General features: G+C 51.1%; 17 protein-coding genes and 1 pseudogene. 4 read left to right on the top strand and 14 right to left on the bottom strand.

Going from position 1 to position 17181, the window contains the following annotated elements; genetic code table 11:
• Positions 1-13: 13 nt before the first annotated feature.
• Positions 14-208 (top strand): YnbE family lipoprotein, encoded by a 195-nt coding sequence (locus tag G367_RS0103655; RefSeq protein ID WP_020411741.1) that lies wholly within the window; start codon positions 14-16, stop codon positions 206-208.
• Positions 209-219: 11 nt separating this feature from the next.
• Entirely contained in the window at positions 220-546 is a 327-nt protein-coding gene (locus tag G367_RS0103650; RefSeq protein ID WP_020411740.1) for a YdbL family probable chaperone protein, read from the top strand.
• Positions 547-639: 93 nt separating this feature from the next.
• Here G367_RS0103650 and rpoS read toward each other — a convergent pair whose 3' ends face one another.
• The 13 genes and pseudogenes from rpoS to G367_RS27050 form a co-directional block, all read right to left on the bottom strand.
• A complete protein-coding gene (gene rpoS / locus G367_RS0103645) occupies positions 640-1689 on the bottom strand; it encodes an RNA polymerase sigma factor RpoS (RefSeq protein ID WP_040628155.1) in 1050 nt (349 codons plus the stop codon).
• 202 nt (positions 1690-1891) lie between these two features.
• Entirely contained in the window at positions 1892-2665 is a 774-nt protein-coding gene (locus tag G367_RS0103640; protein WP_026304911.1) for a peptidoglycan DD-metalloendopeptidase family protein, read from the bottom strand.
• 185 nt (positions 2666-2850) lie between these two features.
• A complete protein-coding gene (locus tag G367_RS0103635) occupies positions 2851-3813 on the bottom strand; it encodes a DUF368 domain-containing protein (protein ID WP_020411737.1) in 963 nt (320 codons plus the stop codon).
• Positions 3810-4481: a protein-L-isoaspartate(D-aspartate) O-methyltransferase gene (locus tag G367_RS0103630; RefSeq protein WP_020411736.1), complete on the bottom strand. Its 672-nt coding sequence runs from the start codon at positions 4479-4481 to the stop codon at positions 3810-3812. The genes G367_RS0103635 and G367_RS0103630 overlap by 4 nt, the downstream gene beginning before the upstream one ends.
• Positions 4482-4534: 53 nt before the next feature.
• On the bottom strand, positions 4535-5497 hold the full coding sequence (gene truD / locus G367_RS0103625; RefSeq protein WP_020411735.1) for a tRNA pseudouridine(13) synthase TruD: 963 nt from the start codon (positions 5495-5497) through the stop codon (positions 4535-4537).
• A complete protein-coding gene (gene ispF / locus G367_RS0103620) occupies positions 5490-5975 on the bottom strand; it encodes a 2-C-methyl-D-erythritol 2,4-cyclodiphosphate synthase (RefSeq protein ID WP_020411734.1) in 486 nt (161 codons plus the stop codon). The genes truD and ispF overlap by 8 nt, the downstream gene beginning before the upstream one ends.
• A complete protein-coding gene (gene ispD, locus G367_RS0103615) occupies positions 5975-6694 on the bottom strand; it encodes a 2-C-methyl-D-erythritol 4-phosphate cytidylyltransferase (protein WP_020411733.1) in 720 nt (239 codons plus the stop codon). Before ispD ends, ispF begins: the two co-directional genes overlap by 1 nt.
• Positions 6691-6978 (bottom strand): FtsB family cell division protein, encoded by a 288-nt coding sequence (locus tag G367_RS0103610; protein WP_020411732.1) that lies wholly within the window; start codon positions 6976-6978, stop codon positions 6691-6693. Before G367_RS0103610 ends, ispD begins: the two co-directional genes overlap by 4 nt.
• Before the next feature lie 85 nt (positions 6979-7063).
• Positions 7064-8350: a phosphopyruvate hydratase gene (gene eno, locus G367_RS0103605; RefSeq protein ID WP_020411731.1), complete on the bottom strand. Its 1287-nt coding sequence runs from the start codon at positions 8348-8350 to the stop codon at positions 7064-7066.
• A 142-nt stretch (positions 8351-8492) separates the two neighbouring features.
• Positions 8493-9338 carry a 3-deoxy-8-phosphooctulonate synthase gene (gene kdsA, locus G367_RS0103600; protein WP_020411730.1) on the bottom strand — a complete coding sequence of 282 codons (846 nt, stop codon included), beginning with the start codon at positions 9336-9338 and terminating at the stop codon, positions 8493-8495.
• Between the two features lie 56 nt (positions 9339-9394).
• On the bottom strand, positions 9395-11029 hold the full coding sequence (locus tag G367_RS0103595; protein ID WP_020411729.1) for a CTP synthase: 1635 nt from the start codon (positions 11027-11029) through the stop codon (positions 9395-9397).
• Between the two features lie 125 nt (positions 11030-11154).
• Complete coding sequence (gene tilS / locus G367_RS23005) at positions 11155-12465, bottom strand: tRNA lysidine(34) synthetase TilS (RefSeq protein ID WP_245556649.1); 1311 nt, start codon at positions 12463-12465, stop codon at positions 11155-11157.
• 504 nt (positions 12466-12969) lie between these two features.
• Positions 12970-13200: pseudogene (locus tag G367_RS27050) on the bottom strand (carbohydrate-binding protein); the annotation flags it as partial.
• Between the two features lie 370 nt (positions 13201-13570).
• Between G367_RS27050 and G367_RS0103580 the strand changes: the two are divergent.
• The gene (locus tag G367_RS0103580; protein ID WP_020411727.1) at positions 13571-13777 is read left to right on the top strand and encodes a transposase; all 207 of its coding nucleotides are present in this window, start codon (positions 13571-13573) and stop codon (positions 13775-13777) included.
• A 157-nt stretch (positions 13778-13934) separates the two neighbouring features.
• Here G367_RS0103580 and G367_RS25960 read toward each other — a convergent pair whose 3' ends face one another.
• Positions 13935-14114 carry a hypothetical protein gene (locus G367_RS25960; RefSeq protein WP_157533316.1) on the bottom strand — a complete coding sequence of 60 codons (180 nt, stop codon included), beginning with the start codon at positions 14112-14114 and terminating at the stop codon, positions 13935-13937.
• Between the two features lie 217 nt (positions 14115-14331).
• On the opposite strand from G367_RS25960, the gene G367_RS0103575 reads away from it, so the two are divergent.
• Complete coding sequence (locus G367_RS0103575) at positions 14332-16917, top strand: glycosyl hydrolase family 18 protein (RefSeq protein ID WP_051089467.1); 2586 nt, start codon at positions 14332-14334, stop codon at positions 16915-16917.
• The last annotated feature ends 264 nt before the right edge of the window (positions 16918-17181 follow it).

Here is a 17181-nt window from a genome sequence, read left to right as displayed (position 1 = left end):
AAAGGAGTAGCAGATGAGAGCCAGCCGGCTGATTTCCATAGGGCTATTGTTCGCTATGGTTGCCACAGGGTGCACCCCTACTGTGGCGGTAAAGGCTCCCAGTGAGCCAATCACTGTAAACTTAAACGTAAAGATTGAACACGAAATCCGGGTAAAAGTAGATCGGGACCTAGATACCTTGTTTGAAGACAAAGAAGGCATTTTTTGAGGAGGCAACGTATGCATATGTTAAAGAAGGCCCTGTTACTCGTAGGCTTCGTCATCGCACTTCCAGCAATGGCGATCTCACTCAATGAAGCCAAGAGTCAAGGGTTGGTTGGAGAGGCAAATAGCGGCTATATCGCTATCGTAGACGCTAGCTCCCCGGAGCTTGAGAAGTTAGTCAAAGAGATCAATGCAAAGCGCAAAACTTCTTATGCGCAAATTGCCAAACGCAATAATGTCGATATTGCTCAAGTAGCGGCCCGTGCCGCGGAAAAACTGGAAGCTCGCCTTTCTCCTGGGGAGTATTACCAGGACAATCTTGGGCGCTGGGTCAGGAAATAGATCAGACCCAATCTATTAACCTCAAATTGAATCGCTAACGGAAACCCCACGGATACATTGTCTTCGTGGGGTTTCCTCGGTTAAGGACCAAGTTTATAGGTTTCCAAACAAAGACAGTCCATCAAGTCCTTGTTTTTCCATGACTTCACGCAGGCGCTTAAGTGCATCAACCTGGATCTGGCGCACCCTCTCACGCGTTAGGCCGATTTCCCTACCAACTTCTTCCAGGGTGCTCGCTTCAAAGCCACGCAACCCAAATCGCCGGGAAACAACCTCACACTGTTTGTCGGGAAGCTCCCCGAGCCAGCGATTAATGCTATCAAAGAGATCACTGTCCTGAAGTAACTCAGCCGGATCAGACTCCTGCTGGTCGGGAATCGTATCCACCAGTGTCTTTTCCGAAGAGGGACCTATCGGAGTATCTACTGAAGTTACCCGCTCATTGAGCCCTAACATCCGCTCAACGTCTTCAACCGGCTTCTCCAATAAATTAGCGATCTCTTCTGCGGACGGCTCGTGATCCAGCTTCTGCGCCAGCTCACGGGATGCCCGGAGGTACACATTTAATTCCTTTACAACGTGAATTGGCAGGCGAATAGTCCGAGTCTGATTCATAATGGCTCGTTCTATTGTCTGACGTATCCACCAGGTAGCGTAGGTAGAAAAGCGGAAACCCCGCTCAGGGTCGAACTTCTCAACAGCGCGGATAAGCCCCAAATTACCCTCTTCGATCAGGTCTAGCAGCGCCAGGCCACGGCTGACATAACGACGAGCAATCTTTACTACCAAGCGCAAATTACTCTCAATCATGCGCTTTCTCGCCGCAGCGTCACCACGCAGAGCCTTACGTGCGTAATACACCTCTTCTTCAGCGGTCAATAAGGGGGAAAAACCAATTTCATTCAGATAGAGTTGAGTAGCATCCAAATTCTTCTGCAAATGGCTGTCGCCATCCAATCTGGTGACCCTACTCTTCTCTCCGGGGGAGGAGACGGAGTTATTTTTTGCCGCATTTCTCCGGGTACGGCCTTTACCTCTCTCTTCGCTGCTACTTAGTTTCTGCTCTTCATTCTCTACCGCCAACTCAGGAGGAAAGTCTTCTGCCTGGCCAGCCAAAGACTGGTCTTGCCGTTGTGCTTCCATTTCCCCTGCTCCTTGTACTTTGCCAATATCAGCCGCCCAAACACTCAAGAAGCTGATCAAAATACAATCAGGCACCATGAGTGTATGGCGACAGCCACTGAATCGGCCAGACCCTTCAGTCGTCACGATTACAGTGACTACCTCAAGTGGTATTAGTTAAAAGTCCATTTTTATTTACAGAGCTTTACTGCACCCATCCGGCTTACGGCAAGTAAGCAAGAGGGTCTACTGGCTGACCGTTTTTGCGAATCTCAAAGTGGAGCTTGTTGCGGTCGGTACCACTCGAACCCAGTTCCGCTATCCGTTGCCCAGCTTTGACTTTGCTGCCCTCTTTCACCAACAAACGGTGATTGTGGGCATAAGCACTCAGGTAAACTTCACTGTGCTTAACGATCAGCAGCTTTCCATAACCTCTCAATGCACTTCCCGCGTAGATAACGGTGCCATCGGCTGCTGCCAATACAGACTCACCCTTTTCTCCTGCGATATCAACACCCTTACGCAAAGGATCCCCTGAGCGGAAGCGGCTGATCAGTTGGCCTTGTACAGGCCAGCGCCAGCGAATAGAGCCTGCGCGCTTGGTTTGAGCCATTTGGCGTCGAGGAGCTTTCGTTAAGGATTTTTTACTTGCTGTCGCGACTGGCTTCTTTGAGGAAACCGGTTTACTCACAGTTTTCTTTGCGGCGATGGGAGCCTTTGAGGAGGCACTTGGAGGTACTTTTCCCGTCAGTTTAAGCCGCTGACCAGGATAGATATTATAGGGAGATCTAATGCCATTAAGCGCCGCCAGCTGCCGAAAATCCTTGCCGTATCGCCAGGCAATTGAATAGAGGGTGTCGCCCTTACTCACTGTGTGATAGTTGAGCCTGATACTGGGGGGTTGCTTCAGGGAACTGGTGGGAGCCATATGGCTACCACAGGAAACCAGAAGCAATAACAGGATACTGATGCCTAATATTTTTAACACCCCAAACAAAAAATGACCAGAAATGGGGGAATTGTTCCGCCAAAACAGGCCTTTAGAGCGTAGCAAAAGATGACATTCCATTATTCTCTTTTTACATCAGACCACGGCATTTATGGAAAAAGTGTCTAAAGAAAAGCTCCAAAAATTCCGGTGAACGCTTCATAAAACGCTGCCATACCGAGATTTTCCAGATCTTATTGCGGTGTGGCGCTAGATGTTCCCCGATGAGCCCCTCCCAAAAAGTCTATTGTGAGAACCAACACCATGGCCGCCAGGGCAGCTGTAATAGCCCCACCAAGTTGTGCCGAATCCCCTGTTTGAGTCACAAAATCTGCCGGAGTGGTATTTGTTAACAGCGGTGCCAGCTTACTGGACGTTTCTGCCTCTCCGGGCATAGGCAGTTTCCAAGGCCAAATTATTTTCAAACTTCCCAGCAAGATTCCAGCAAGAAAAGCCAGTGTACGAGCGACAAACCTATGCATCAACCACGAAAGTAATCGACTAAATAACATCAACCCAATGGCTGCACCTGCGGCAAAACAAATTAAATTTGTTATCTGTAACTCATGAACGGCGGAAAGCACCTTGGGGTAAATCCCAATCATCAACAAAATAAAGGCGCCGGAAATACCCGGAAGTGCCATTGCACAAATAGCCAAAGCTCCAGATAAAAATAATGTCAGAGGCGTTGCCGGGATTTCTCCCGGACGTAGCTCACTGACTGTAACCGCCAAAGCTATGCCCAGGAACAAAAAAACTATAACTGAAGGGGACCACCGCGGAATATTTCGTATAACCGGAACAGTGGATGCCAGAACCAAACCAAAAAAGAAAGACCAGACAACAATCGGGTAATTCTCCAGCAGTCCACTTATTAATCGGGCAAGACTAAAAATACTAATCAGCACTCCCAAAAACAGGGACAACAGGAAACCACCGTTTATATATTTCCAGGTTGCTGCAACGCCCTCCTTCCTTAGGAGAGTGATACAGTGTGGGCCTATTCGGCTGAGAGAGTCCAGTAACTCCTGGTAAATCCCCGTAATAAAGGCGATAGTTCCCCCAGAAACCCCGGGGACCACATCTGCAGCCCCCATCGCCATACCTCGTAACACCACCCCAGGATAGCGACCTCTGAGGGTTTCATATAACTTCATCGAACAACACCACTGAGCAGCGGTACAAAGCGAACCGCCTCCAATTTTTCCACATCAAATTGATCACTATCCTGGCGACGGGTCACCATCGTCAAATACTGATGCTCTGAACCAACAGGAATCACCAACACACCATCAGGTGCCAACTGTTGCTTCAGCTCATCGGGAACTACTGCCGGTGCTGCCGCAGCCAGGATTGCATCATATGGACCTTTTTCTGGCCAACCAAAGCCGCCATTGCTAAGTTTGTATTCAACATTATGGTGACCCAGCTCTGTCAAACACTTACGTGCCTTCTCCAGCAATGGTTCGACACGCTCTACAGAATAAAGTTGTTCCACCAAACGAGAGAGAATCGCTGTTTGGTACCCGGAACCCGTCCCCACTTCCAAAACGCTATGCAAAGACTTGGCTCGGCTCAAGAGTAGCTCTGTCATTCGCGCAACAATGTAAGGCTGAGAAATAGTCTGCCCGTAACCAATCGGCAGGGCCGTATCCTCATAGGCGCGAATGGCCAGAGCCTCATCCAGGAACAGGTGTCGCGGTGTTGATGCCATTACATTGAGGACTTCTTCATTACTGATGCCCTCTTCACGCAATCGCTGTATCAGGCGATTGCGGGTACGCTGGGAAGTCATTCCCAAACCTTCGTGTCTCAAGCGGTCCATAAGCTGTTTGATTCCATCCCCTGTATCGCAGCCGTCGCTTCCATTACTGAATTTTATGTGCCCGAGTTCACATTGACCAGATTGGCGACTTCCCTCAGCAAGGCGGTTGCGAACGCGCCTGGTGGAAGAGCAAATTCAAGTTCCAGGTTATCGCCACACCACTGGTAGCGAAAAGCCTCCGGACGTAATACCAGCGGTCTACGCTCCTGCTTTAGGCCACAATGTTCCAGCCAGTTGCACCAGGGTTGCCATTCTCCAAGAACCCTTTCCTCAAGCTCACCTGCAATACCTACAGTTGGGTTGCGTCCGCGCCCCCACAAGGGACCACTGGGAGTGGCCTCTGGCTCCCCATCAAGGCACTTGAACCAGCTTTTTGAATTAACCCTCTCCGCCAGAACCTGGTTGAACAACCAACTGCGCGCTGCCGACATGGCAAAGACTTTCTCACTTTTGCGGCATCGACCTTCTTCTTCCGCCAATTGGCGCGCCAGATCCAGGTTACCGCCAGAAACACCAAAGCGCTGTTCACCAAAATAATTCGGTATACCCTCCCTAACCTGCTCCAGAACCTTGTCTGCAGCTTGGCGATCTCCCCGAATATTGCGCAGGCGAATTTTGAATCGGTTACCGGCATGTTCGCCGCGACGTAGCTTGCGGGCACCGCGAAATGTCTGCAGTAAAGAAACCTCATCACCATTAATCTGCAACCAATCGGCCTCAGGTTTTTGTCCAAGCCACACGCTAAACCACTGGGTGGTAACTGCATGCCGATCTTTCAAACCAAAATAGCTGACATCCAGTTGACGTACGCCGGCGAGTTTGGCCAATTGTTTCGAAACCCAGGCAGTGTTGGCACCTCGCTTCCGGATGTGCAGGTATACGTGCTCGCCATCATCACAGGGTTCTGGAAAGGCCAACTCATCGACAACAAAGTCTTCCGGCTCAGTACGGAAATCTGCGGAGATTTCTGCCCCTCCCAAAGCCCGGGGCCAATTTAGGTTCCAGGCCTCAGGCATGGCTATTCTCTAGCAATACCACAGCCTGAGCAGCAATTCCCTCTCCACGCCCAGTGAAACCAAGCTTTTCAGTGGTTGTGGCTTTTACACTGATGCTCTCAACATCCACATCACAATCCCCGGCAATATTTTCTCGCATGGACTGGATATATGGTGCCATCTTGGGGGCCTGGGCAATCAGGGTGGTATCCACATTCACCAAACGATAACCCTTACTATTAACCAAGGACAGGACATGCCGCAGCAATGTGCGACTATCAGCACCCGCATAGCGTTTATCCGTATCAGGAAAGTGGTAACCAATATCTCCAAGGGCCAGAGCTCCAAGTAGAGCATCTGCTAGGGCGTGTAAAAGCACATCCCCATCTGAATGGGCCTGTAAGCCAAACGTATGGGGAATTTTTACCCCACCAAGCACAACATGATCGCCAGGGCAGAATGCATGTACATCAAAGCCCTGACCAATTCGAAAACTCACTATCGTTTATCCTCAGTGGGTGCATAACGCAGGCGGAGTATGGCCTCAGCTACCATGATGTCCGAAGGATGGGTCACTTTAATGTTATCGCCCTGCCCCTCAACAAGTTGCGGCGAGTGGCCAAAAGTCTCAAGTGCACTCGCCTCATCCGTCACCGCTTCACCTTGCTCCAGCGCGCGATTAAGACAGGAATACAACACTCCCAATGGGGCGCGCTGGGGTGTCTGTGCCAACCATATCTGTGTGCGGTCAAGAGTTTGCTCCACACAGGGCACACCACTGGATTCATGACCGCGCTTTACCGTATCACTGGCAGGTCTTGCCAGGAGAGCCATAGGGGAAACACTCTCATCCAGAAGTGCGCTAATGTCATCCAGGGTCACGCAGGGGCGTGCAGCATCGTGAACCAGCACAGGGGTATCAGCCAATTCCCGTTCAGAAAGAAACTCTAATGCAGCAAGAACAGAATCAGAACGCTCAGCACCACCGGTAACAGTGTGCACGAATGGATGCTCCGCTTCCCTCAAGTGCTGGAAGAGTTGATCATCACCAGAAAGGGCTACGACAATTCCAGCGAGCCCGGGCCAACTTAAAATATTACGTAAGGTTAGGGATAACAGGGGTTGCCCAAGCAAAGGCAGATATTGCTTTGGCCGATCCGCGCCCATGCGTTTGCCAATTCCCGCAGCGGGTACAATCACCCAATAATCTGTAATCACTTTTTACCCTCTTCCGAATCCAGGAAGATAAAAAGGGTTTCCCCCTCTTTTATGAGTCCCAGGTCATAGCGTGCTTTAGCCTCAACACCATCGGTGCCCACTTTGAGGCTCCTTACTTCCCTCAATAGCTGACGATTTTCCCGAGCGAGAGCAGCATTTTTTTCCTGTTGCTGGTCGAGTTGTCGTTTAAGACGGGTAACTTCGGCGAGACTGCCTCCACCAACCCAAAGTCGATATTGGGTGGTAAGCAGAATGATAGTGAGAATTGCCAGCAGCCATTTCATACGAGATTACGATATTTCGCTTGTTCGTATTATAGATATTGCAGAGGAAGTCCTCTGCAATATCAATGTGCGATTCAAATATTGATTATTTAAATTCAGCACGGCCACGGTAAGGAGCGGCACCGTTCAGCTCAGCTTCAATACGCAGCAGACGGTTGTACTTGGCTACGCGGTCGGAGCGACACAGGGAGCCCGTCTTGATTTGGCCAGCAGCAGTAGCAACAGCCAGGTCGGCGATGGTGGTATCTTCGGTTTCACCGGAACGGTGGGATATCACTGCGGTGTAGCCGGCATCTTTTGCCATTTTGATCGCGTCCAGAGTCTCAGATAGGGAGCCGATCTGGTTGAACTTGATCAGGATAGAGTTACCCACGCCTTTCTCGATACCTTCTTTCAGGATCTTGGTGTTGGTTACGAACAGATCGTCGCCTACCAGCTGTACTTTGTCACCAATTTTGTCGGTGAGCACTTTCCAGCCGTCCCAATCGCTTTCGTCCATACCGTCTTCAATAGACAGGATTGGGTAGTTTGCGGAAAGCTCGGCCAAGTAGCTGGCAAAACCTTCGCTATCGAATTGCTTACCTTCACCGGACAGGTCGTACTTGCCATCTTTGTAGAACTCGGAAGAAGCGCAGTCCAAAGCCAGGGTGATGTCATCGCCCAGGGTGTAACCGGCTTTTTCTACCGCTTCAGCAATGACTTTCAAAGCTGCTTCGTTGGAAGGCAGATTCGGAGCAAAGCCACCTTCATCGCCAACTGCCGTATTCAGGCTGTTGCTAGACAGTACTTTTTTCAGGGAGTGGAAGATCTCAGCACCTTGACGCAGGGCTTCGGCAAAAGATTCAGCTTTAACGGGCTGAACCATAAATTCCTGGATATCCACATTGTTATCAGCGTGCTCACCACCGTTGAGAATATTCATCATCGGCACCGGCATAGAGTATTGACCGGGGGTGCCGTTCACCTCAGCAATATGCTGATACAGTGGAATTTTCTTGGAGGCTGCAGCGGCCTTGGCTGCCGCCAGGGAAACAGCCAGGATAGCATTGGCACCCAGCTTGGCTTTGTTTTCAGTACCATCGGCATCGATCATCGCTTTATCCAGGGTGCGCTGATCAGTTGCGTCCATACCTTTGAGCAGATCGGCGATAGTGGTGTTGATATTTTCAACCGCCTTTAATACACCTTTGCCCAGGTAACGGCTCTTATCACCATCGCGTAATTCCAGAGCTTCACGAGAACCAGTAGAGGCACCAGAAGGAGCACAGGCGGAGCCAATGGAACCGTCTTCCAGGATTACATCGGCTTCAACGGTAGGGTTACCGCGAGAATCCATTACTTCAAAGGCTTTAACAGCGACAATCTTGCTCATTTACAATGGGCTCCGTATTGGTACTTACTGAAAATAGGTTTTCGTAAATCAGACGTTATGCACTTTTGCTACAGCACTAAAGCTAAATAGCAGAGGGGAAAGTGCCGCGCGCCCGATCAGGGCGCGCAAAAAACTCTCTTTTTTATTTCGTATCCAGCGGCTCAAAACCTTTGATCAGGTCATCTACCGCTTTCATCTGCGCCAGGAATGGCTCCAGCTTCTCTAATGGCAATGCACTGGGGCCATCACACAATGCTTTGTCTGGATTCGGATGTGCTTCCAGGAACAGGCCGGCAATCCCGATAGCCAAACCTGCGCGGCCCAGCTCAGTGACCTGTGCACGGCGACCACCGGAGGCTGCGCCGGAAGGATCGCGCATTTGCAGTGAGTGGGTAACATCAAAAATCAGCGGCGCACCGCCGGAGGCATTGATCATGGTGCTAAAGCCCAGCATATCGACAACCAGGTTGTCGTAGCCAAAGCAGGCACCGCGCTCACACAAAAGAATATTTTCGTTGCCGCACTCAGCAAATTTCTCCACCACATTTTTAACTTGCGGCGGGCTCATAAACTGGGGCTTTTTGACGTTGATCACTGCACCAGTCGCTGCCATAGCGGCGACCAAGTCAGTCTGACGGGCCAGGAAGGCCGGCAGCTGGATAATATCCACGACTTCGGCAACCGGAGCAGCCTGGTGTACTTCGTGGACATCGGTAATCAAGGGGACCTTAAAGGTGTCTTTGATTTCCTGAAAAATCTTCAGGCCTTCTTCCATTCCCGGTCCGCGATAAGAGTTGATGGAAGAGCGATTGGCCTTGTCAAAAGACGCTTTAAAAACATAGGGAATACCCAGTTTTTCAGTGACTTTTACATAGTGCTCTGCCACCTGCATCGCCAGGTCGCGGGATTCCAGTACATTCATACCGCCAAACAGCACAAAAGGCTTATCGTTGGCGACCTGAATATTTCCGACTTCAATGGTTTTCACTGTCAGCTCCCTGTCATCTCACCCCCAGCCACAGGCGCCGGGGATGGAATTACTGATTAACCCTGGTTTTCACGCTGCTTCATTGCCGCGGCAACAAAGCTTTCGAACAGCGGATGGCCGTCGCGCGGGGTTGAAGTAAATTCCGGGTGGAACTGGCAAGCAACGAACCAGGGATGGTTCGGCAATTCAACCATTTCTACCAGGGTATCGTCTGCAGACCAGCCGCCAATTTTCAAACCGGCTTGCTGCAGGCGATCAACGTAGTTGTTGTTCACTTCGTAGCGGTGGCGGTGGCGCTCTACGATGACGTCTGCACCGTAGATATCGCGGGCCTTGGTGTCTTTAGCCAGGCGACATTCCTGGCCGCCCAGGCGCATGGTGCCGCCCAGATCGGACTGCTCATCGCGCGTCTCGATATTGCCTTCGCTATCGATCCACTCTGTGATCAGGCCGATAACAGGGTGCGGGGTTTTAGTATTGAATTCAGTACTGTTGGCACCTTCGAGGCCGAGCACATTGCGCGCGAACTCGATAACCACAGATTGTAAACCGAGGCAGATGCCCAGGTAAGGAATATTGTTTTCACGGGCGTAGCGAACAGATTCAAGCTTGCCCTCTAAACCGCGCTCACCAAATCCACCGGGAACCAGGATTGCATCGGCACCCTTGATCAGGTCAATACCGTTCTCGCCCTCAACGTCTTCAGCGTTGATAAAGTCGATATCCACTTTGCAGCGATGCTTGATACCCGCATGGGTCAGGGACTCGATCAGGGACTTATAGGCATCCAGCAACTCCATGTATTTGCCAACCATGGCAATTTTCACTTCGTGCTGTGGGTTCAGCTTGCCATCGACCACTTGGTCCCACTCGGACAGGTCTGGAGCCTGGCATTCCAGCTGCAGCTTTTCCACAACGATATCGTCGAGGCCGTAACTGTGCAGAAGACGCGGTACGCCATAGATGGTCTTGGCATCGGGCAGCGGTACCACAGCGCGCTCTTCAACATTGGTGAACAGTGCAATCTTGCGGCGGGAGTCCTCATCGATCTCGCGCTCGGAACGGCACAGCAGAATATCCGGCTGCAAGCCGATAGAACGCAACTCTTTAACAGAGTGCTGGGTCGGCTTGGTCTTGGTTTCACCAGCAGTGGCAAGAAAAGGCACATAGCTCAGGTGGATCAACAGGGCGCGGTTGGTGCCCATTTCCACACGCAGCTGACGCACAGATTCCAGGAACGGTTGGGATTCGATATCACCTACGGTGCCACCGATTTCAACAATAGCGACGTCGACATCGCGGCCACCTTCCACGACGCGGCGTTTGATCTCGTCGGTAATGTGGGGGATCACCTGTACGGTACCACCCAGGTAGTCACCACGACGTTCTTTACGCAGTACGGTCTCGTACACACGGCCGGTGGTGAAGTTGTTACGCTTGGACATCCGGGTACGGATAAAGCGTTCATAGTGACCCAGGTCCAGGTCAGTCTCGGCACCATCCTCGGTGACATACACCTCACCGTGCTGGAAGGGGCTCATGGTACCTGGGTCTACGTTGATGTAAGGGTCCAGTTTTAGGATGGTAACCTTGAGGCCGCGGGCCTCGAGAATGGCGGCCAGAGAGGCGGAGGCGATACCTTTCCCCAACGAGGAAACCACGCCACCAGTTACAAAAATATAGCGCGTCATGCAAAACCTTGGTCAGTTGAGCGCTCGATGAATGTCGAGCTTACAGGGCTGGCCCGGGCGGATAATCCAGCTTCTCCCGGTGCCTTTGAGACGGGGCGCCAGAGTAGCAGAAAACCCCTTCCCACTCAATCGAAAAACCGCCAGCTTGGAGGCCGATCGGGGATATCGCTATTTACTTTACAGGAAAAGAGCCCGGCAACAGCCACCAACTCCTCTCCCCTGTATACCAGTGGCACCCTGTCGCGCAGCCAGGGTTCCAAGCCCCGCTCTTGCAGAATCTTTTTGAGAGTTTGGGAATGGGTACGATCTATTGGCAGTGCGCGTTCTCCACCGCTGCGATAGCGCACCAGGTAATCTGCCTGCGGCCACCCTGTCACCGGCTCCAATACCGTCCCTCCTGGCAGCGCAAGGCTGGAAATACCATCCCAAGCCAAAAGAGTATTCTTACAGGAAGATAGAGGAGCCAGCTTCGGGGTCAGGTAAAGCCGGTCTTGATATCGCCTCACTACCTGCCCCCCCAAATGCACAACCAACTGGGCGTCCTGTGCTGCACCACTCACTTGCGCCAGAGCCTCTTGCAGCGAGACAGATTCTGGTGGCATCCCCCCCTGGCGTTGAACCCAGTATCGCAACAGGTTCTTACGTCTCGCCATACTCAAGGCGGAAAATACTTTCAGGGACAGGCTTTCGCCTAAACGCTCTCGCTTTAGGTCACATGTATTCAGGTCAGCAAGTGCCAACTCCTGTAACAGCTCGACGGATTCCCTGAGGTTATCCACAGCCTGAGCAACCCTCTGCCTAACCGACCAGCGCTCACCAAGCGGAGCCATGATGCGATGACGTAAGAAATTGCGATCCAGGCCTTCATCACTGTTGCTTTCATCATCAATCCAACTGAGGTTATGCTCCCGGGCCCAATCCTCCAGTTCAGCCCGACCAACCTTAAGCAGAGGTCTAAGCAGGGATGCGCCACTCCCCAATGGGCGCCATTTGGCCATACCAGCAAGCCCGAGCACACCGGCACCTCGCAGTAAGCGAAGCAAGAAGGTCTCCGCCTGATCATCCCCATGATGACCGAGCAAAATTTGATCACCTGGGGACATGACATCGCCAAAGGCACGATAACGGGCCAGGCGTGCGCCCTGCTCAAGCCCACCACCCTTCTTATCTACTGCCACGCGAAGCGCTGTAAAAGGGATATTTAGCCCATTGGAAAATGCCTGACAATGGGCCTGCCAGCTGTCCGCGCTTTCACTAAGACCATGGTGTACATGCACAGCCAGCACCGGAATCTCACATTTATGCAATACGTGAAGAAGCACAGTGGAGTCGAGGCCACCAGAGAACCCCACCCAAAGACGCCCCTGTGCGGGATAGCACTGCAGCGAAGCTTGGATAAGCTCTGGTAGCCGTTTTTGGTAAGTTGAAATTGTCACTGACAGGAAAGCCTGGAAGTAAAATCCGCAACAGTATACCTACCCGGGCAGAAAGTGAGGACCCACCATAACCGTTAAACCACTAACCCACCTCAACAGAAGCAAATTCCTTTACTGACTTCACCTTCATTAAGCCGACGATATTCCGTCGTCGCCACCCCCACCATTCCACTGGAAAAGGAGTTGAAGGTCACGGCCCCTATCAGCAATTCTAATTGTTGTGCTCCTCTTATCCGGCTTCGATTGCCAGTACCTTACAACCCACAGCGCGATCATATTGAATCGTCACATTCTGCCCGTTAGTGTAATACTGTATCTCGCAACCACCATAATTGGTTTAGAAACTCCAGCTGCTGCTATCGGTACTATTGAGCTCGTCGGCCGACACAAGACTCTTAAAGTCTATGGCAATTATTTCGATCCAATTGAAACTCCAACCTCCAAACTCTGCATAAACGCGTAAATTATAATTACCCGCCTCTATTTTGGCGGTGAATTCGATAGTCAGCCATTTCTGCCAGCCAACGGCCGGTATTGGGGGTGACGGCTCGATCCAATACATTGCACACCGTTTAAATCAACAGATACTGTGGCACCTGAGGGACTGGAAACACGCATATGAACTTTGTAGTTTCCTGTGCTGGGTATTTGTAAATTTTTGTAGGCAAGCCACTCTCCCTGATCAATCCAGCCAACATTGAAGCCGTCGCCACGATCTTTAGTAATTTCTATATCTACGTGATCGTTTTTATAGGCACCCCCGCTGTTACCCGGTGTCCGATCACAAAATCAGGTGTAATCTTCTGCTTGGAAAGTAATGGTTTGAGTAGGAACGATTAACATACACAAACAGAAGATTACCAACCTCCAACATAATCATGCTTTTATTTTTTATGAGCATTTACACTACATATTAAATTAATTCATGCAGGAATTGTGTTTTGCTCACAGGCCTGTTAGGCAGATTTCTTTAGCGTACCCCCTCCACAGAGCTTAAGATATTCGTAAACAGTTCGAACTGACGTTGTTATGCCATATTAGATATTGATTTAAGGAACCTCTGAATAAGCGCCGCAAGACCCGTAGGGAAAAATTCCTTGAAGAAATGGACACTTTAGTTCCACAGTCGCGCCTTGCGGAAAAGATCAAGGCGCAGATAAGAGCGAAGGTCGAGCACCCCTTTCGCTACATCAAGCGGGTATTGGGTTATGACAAGGTCCGCTATCGAGGACTGGTAAAAAATACTGAGCGGCTGTGCTTGTTCGCAGGCTTCACTTACTTACTAATAGGGAAAAAATACTTGGCTGCCTAGGGGGGGCGCCCGTGATTCGCCTATTGAGGACTTCTGGTGAAAAATCAGGGAGCTAGTACGCGAAAATTAAGCGTTTGCGCGTAAAAAAGTGAGTTTTATAAGTGATTCAGCTTAATTCTAGAAAAATGCTTCGTTAATCAGAGGTTCCTTAACTTTGTTATTCCTGCACCTCCCTTACCGGCTGGCAAGCTGGTCGGTGAACCGTAACGATCACCACCGGTAAAGCTCCTGCTCGATGCAGAAAAGTCGCCCACCAGTACTCCTCGTTTTCTCCCCTTGATCCGGGTTGATCAAACCTCCCCCCCTGGGAAAAGGCGCAATGTCTTGCCTCAGTCATCTTCTCGTAAAGTTCCGTTTTTTTCGTGATACAGGTCTCATATCACCTCCAATGGCGGCACTTTCATTCGAATTCTCTTTACCCCGTGGCAATTCATCCCTTTCTGCATTGCGACTCCCCATAAGCGATGATATTTTGACAGCGGTGTCATTTTGGCAATCGCATCACCTAACTGCCGATGGCCAACAATAAAAATAACTTGCTCAAGGTAAACCCTATGCAAACGCCTAAATTCCTGACCTGGTCGCAAACTCCATTGATATTTGCTTTAGTCAGTTCGACCGCACTCGCAGTCCCCGGTGTACCCGCCATTAACAATATGGAAACCCGCTTTGCCATTATTGAAGTTGACGACACAGCTACCGCCTACGAGCAGCTGGTGACCATCAAAGACCAGGCTGAAATACCTGTGTCCTGGTCCAAATTTTCAGGCGACGATGCCGACACTGCACAGTATCTGCTCGATGGACAAGTTGTATTCGAGCAGCCAGTAAATGGCGCCGGCAACCAGAGCGGAACTGCCACATTGCAGATCACTGAAGGAGGCCGATACGAACTGCAGGTCGCCCTATGTAACTTCTCCGGTTGCAGCAGTTCAGAAGTAACTGACATCGTCGTAGCTGATACTGACGGGAGCCACTTGGACCCAATCGTGCTCAATGATGGAGAGAATAACCAGCCTTACACTAATACCAGCGGATCTGTTGTGGGTGCTTACTTTGTAGAGTGGGGTGTGTACGGTCGAAAGTTCCCGGTTGACAAAATCCCAGCCTATAACCTCACCCATATCTTGTACGGCTTTATTCCTATTTGCGGCGGCGACGGCATCAACGACAGCCTCAAGGACATTGAAGGCAGCTTCCAGGCACTACAGCGCTCTTGTTCTGGGCGGGAAGATTTCAAAGTTGCTATTCACGACCCATTTGCGGCACTGCAGAAATCACAAGCAGGGCACAGCTGGTCCGATCCCTACAAGGGTAACTTCGGCCAGTTGATGGCGTTGAAGCAGGCCTATCCAGATATCAAGGTACTACCGTCGATCGGTGGATGGACCCTATCCGATCCATTCTACTTCTTTGATGATCCTGAACTTCGTACCCGCTTTGTGGATTCAGTAGAGGAGTTTCTGCGTACCTGGAAATTCTTTGACGGTGTGGACATTGATTGGGAGTACCCTGGTGGCCAGGGCGCGAACCCTAATCTTGGCGATCCCAATACCGATGGTGAAACTTACCGCTTACTGATGAAAGAACTGCGCGCAATGCTGGACCAGCTCGAGCAGGAAACCGGCCGTGAGTACGAGCTCACTTCTGCTATTGGTGCTGGGGCTGACAAGATCGAAGATGTCGATTACTCGAATGTCGAACAGTACATGGATTATCTGTTTTTGATGGCCTATGACTTCTACGGAGCCTGGAGTAACGAGACTCTTGGGCATCAGACGGCGATTTATGCTCCGAGCTGGAATCCGACAGATGACTACAATGCTCATTCCGGTATCCAGACATTGATCGGCGCAGGTGTACCACCGTCAAAGCTGGTGTTGGGTACTGCAATGTATGGTCGCGGTTGGACCGGGGTTACCGGTTGGACGGGTGCTGATCACCTGACAGGAACAGCGACCGGAGCGACTCCAGGCACCTGGGAAGCCGGCATTGTGGACTACCGTGATATTGCCGGGAAGATTGCCAGCGGTGAGTGGCAGGAGCACTACGACAGTACTGCTCAGGGCGCCTATATCTTCAAGGCTGATACCGGTGACCTGATTACCTATGACAATGTCACCTCCGTCATGCAAAAAGGTACTTACGCACGAAGCAATGGTCTCGCAGGTTTGTTTGCCTGGGAAATTGATGCAGACAACGGTGACATACTCAATGCCATGCATGAGAGCCTGGGCCACGATGATGGCATGGCCAATCGAGCACCGTCAGCCAATGCGGGAGTTGATCAGTCTGTGGTGAGCGGTACTTCAGTGACTTTGAATGGTAGTGCTTCCAGTGATCCAGATGGTGATGTTTTGACCTACTCCTGGACTCAGATCGGTACCCCCACAGTACCCCTACAGGGTACGGATAGTGCTTCTCCAGAGTTTACCGCTCCGCAGGTTACTATGGAGACGCAGTTGGAATTTGAACTCACTGTGAGCGATGGTGAGTTATCGAATACCGATAATGTCTTAGTGACTCTGCTACCAGAGGGAGATAATGCGCCCCCCGTCGTTTCCGTCCCAGGCAGTGTCTCTGTTGCTGAAGGAGGGAGTGTCAGTGTTACTGCCAATGCTAGTGACCCCAATGGCGATACGCTTACTTACAACTGGAATGCACCGGGTCTTACTGTAGCCAATGGCGATAGTGCCAGTGCTACCTTCACTGCACCCCAGGTTCAAGCGAATACTGCTTTCACCGCGACAGTGACCGTCAGCGATGGCTTCACCAGTGTCTCTGCCGCAGTGCAGGTGAATGTGACCGATACAGGGGATAGCTGCAACCAGTCCGACCCCAACGCAGATAATTACCCTGCCTGGCAAATGGGGGGCACTTACCTGGGCGGTGACCAGGTAAGCCATCAGAATCTCGTTTGGCAGGCCAAGTACTGGACCCAGATGGAGCCGGGGATAACTGCAGCTGACTGGATACTGGTCAGTGAAGTCGAAATGCCATGGAATGCAACGACCAGTTACAACGGTGGGGACGAAGTAAATCACGGCGATGCCCGTTACCGTGCCAAGTGGTGGACCCAGGGTGACGAACCTGGTGCATCCACAGTTTGGGAGGAAATTGGTCCTGCAACCTGCAATTGATCACTCTCACAGGGTGGTAACCCGATGTTCCTGGGGCGCTGACGCGCCCCTGACTCAGGGACTTACTGATACTCCTTGTAGCTGGAGAACATGAAAAAGCTTTCCTGAAAGCCTTGACGGCATTTAGGAGGTTAATGGGCTAGCAGGAAAAATTGTCAAGGATGGTTGTTTACTCTGGGGATCGGCTCCCCAAGGTTACTTTGACAAATTTAATTGTTGATTCAATTTCGTAAAGTGCATCTTCCATGGTTGAACCACTGAGGT

This window comes from Microbulbifer variabilis ATCC 700307, assembly GCF_000380565.1.
GTDB lineage: Bacteria > Pseudomonadota > Gammaproteobacteria > Pseudomonadales > Cellvibrionaceae > Microbulbifer > Microbulbifer variabilis.
This window is presented reverse-complemented; position numbering and strand designations above follow the sequence as displayed.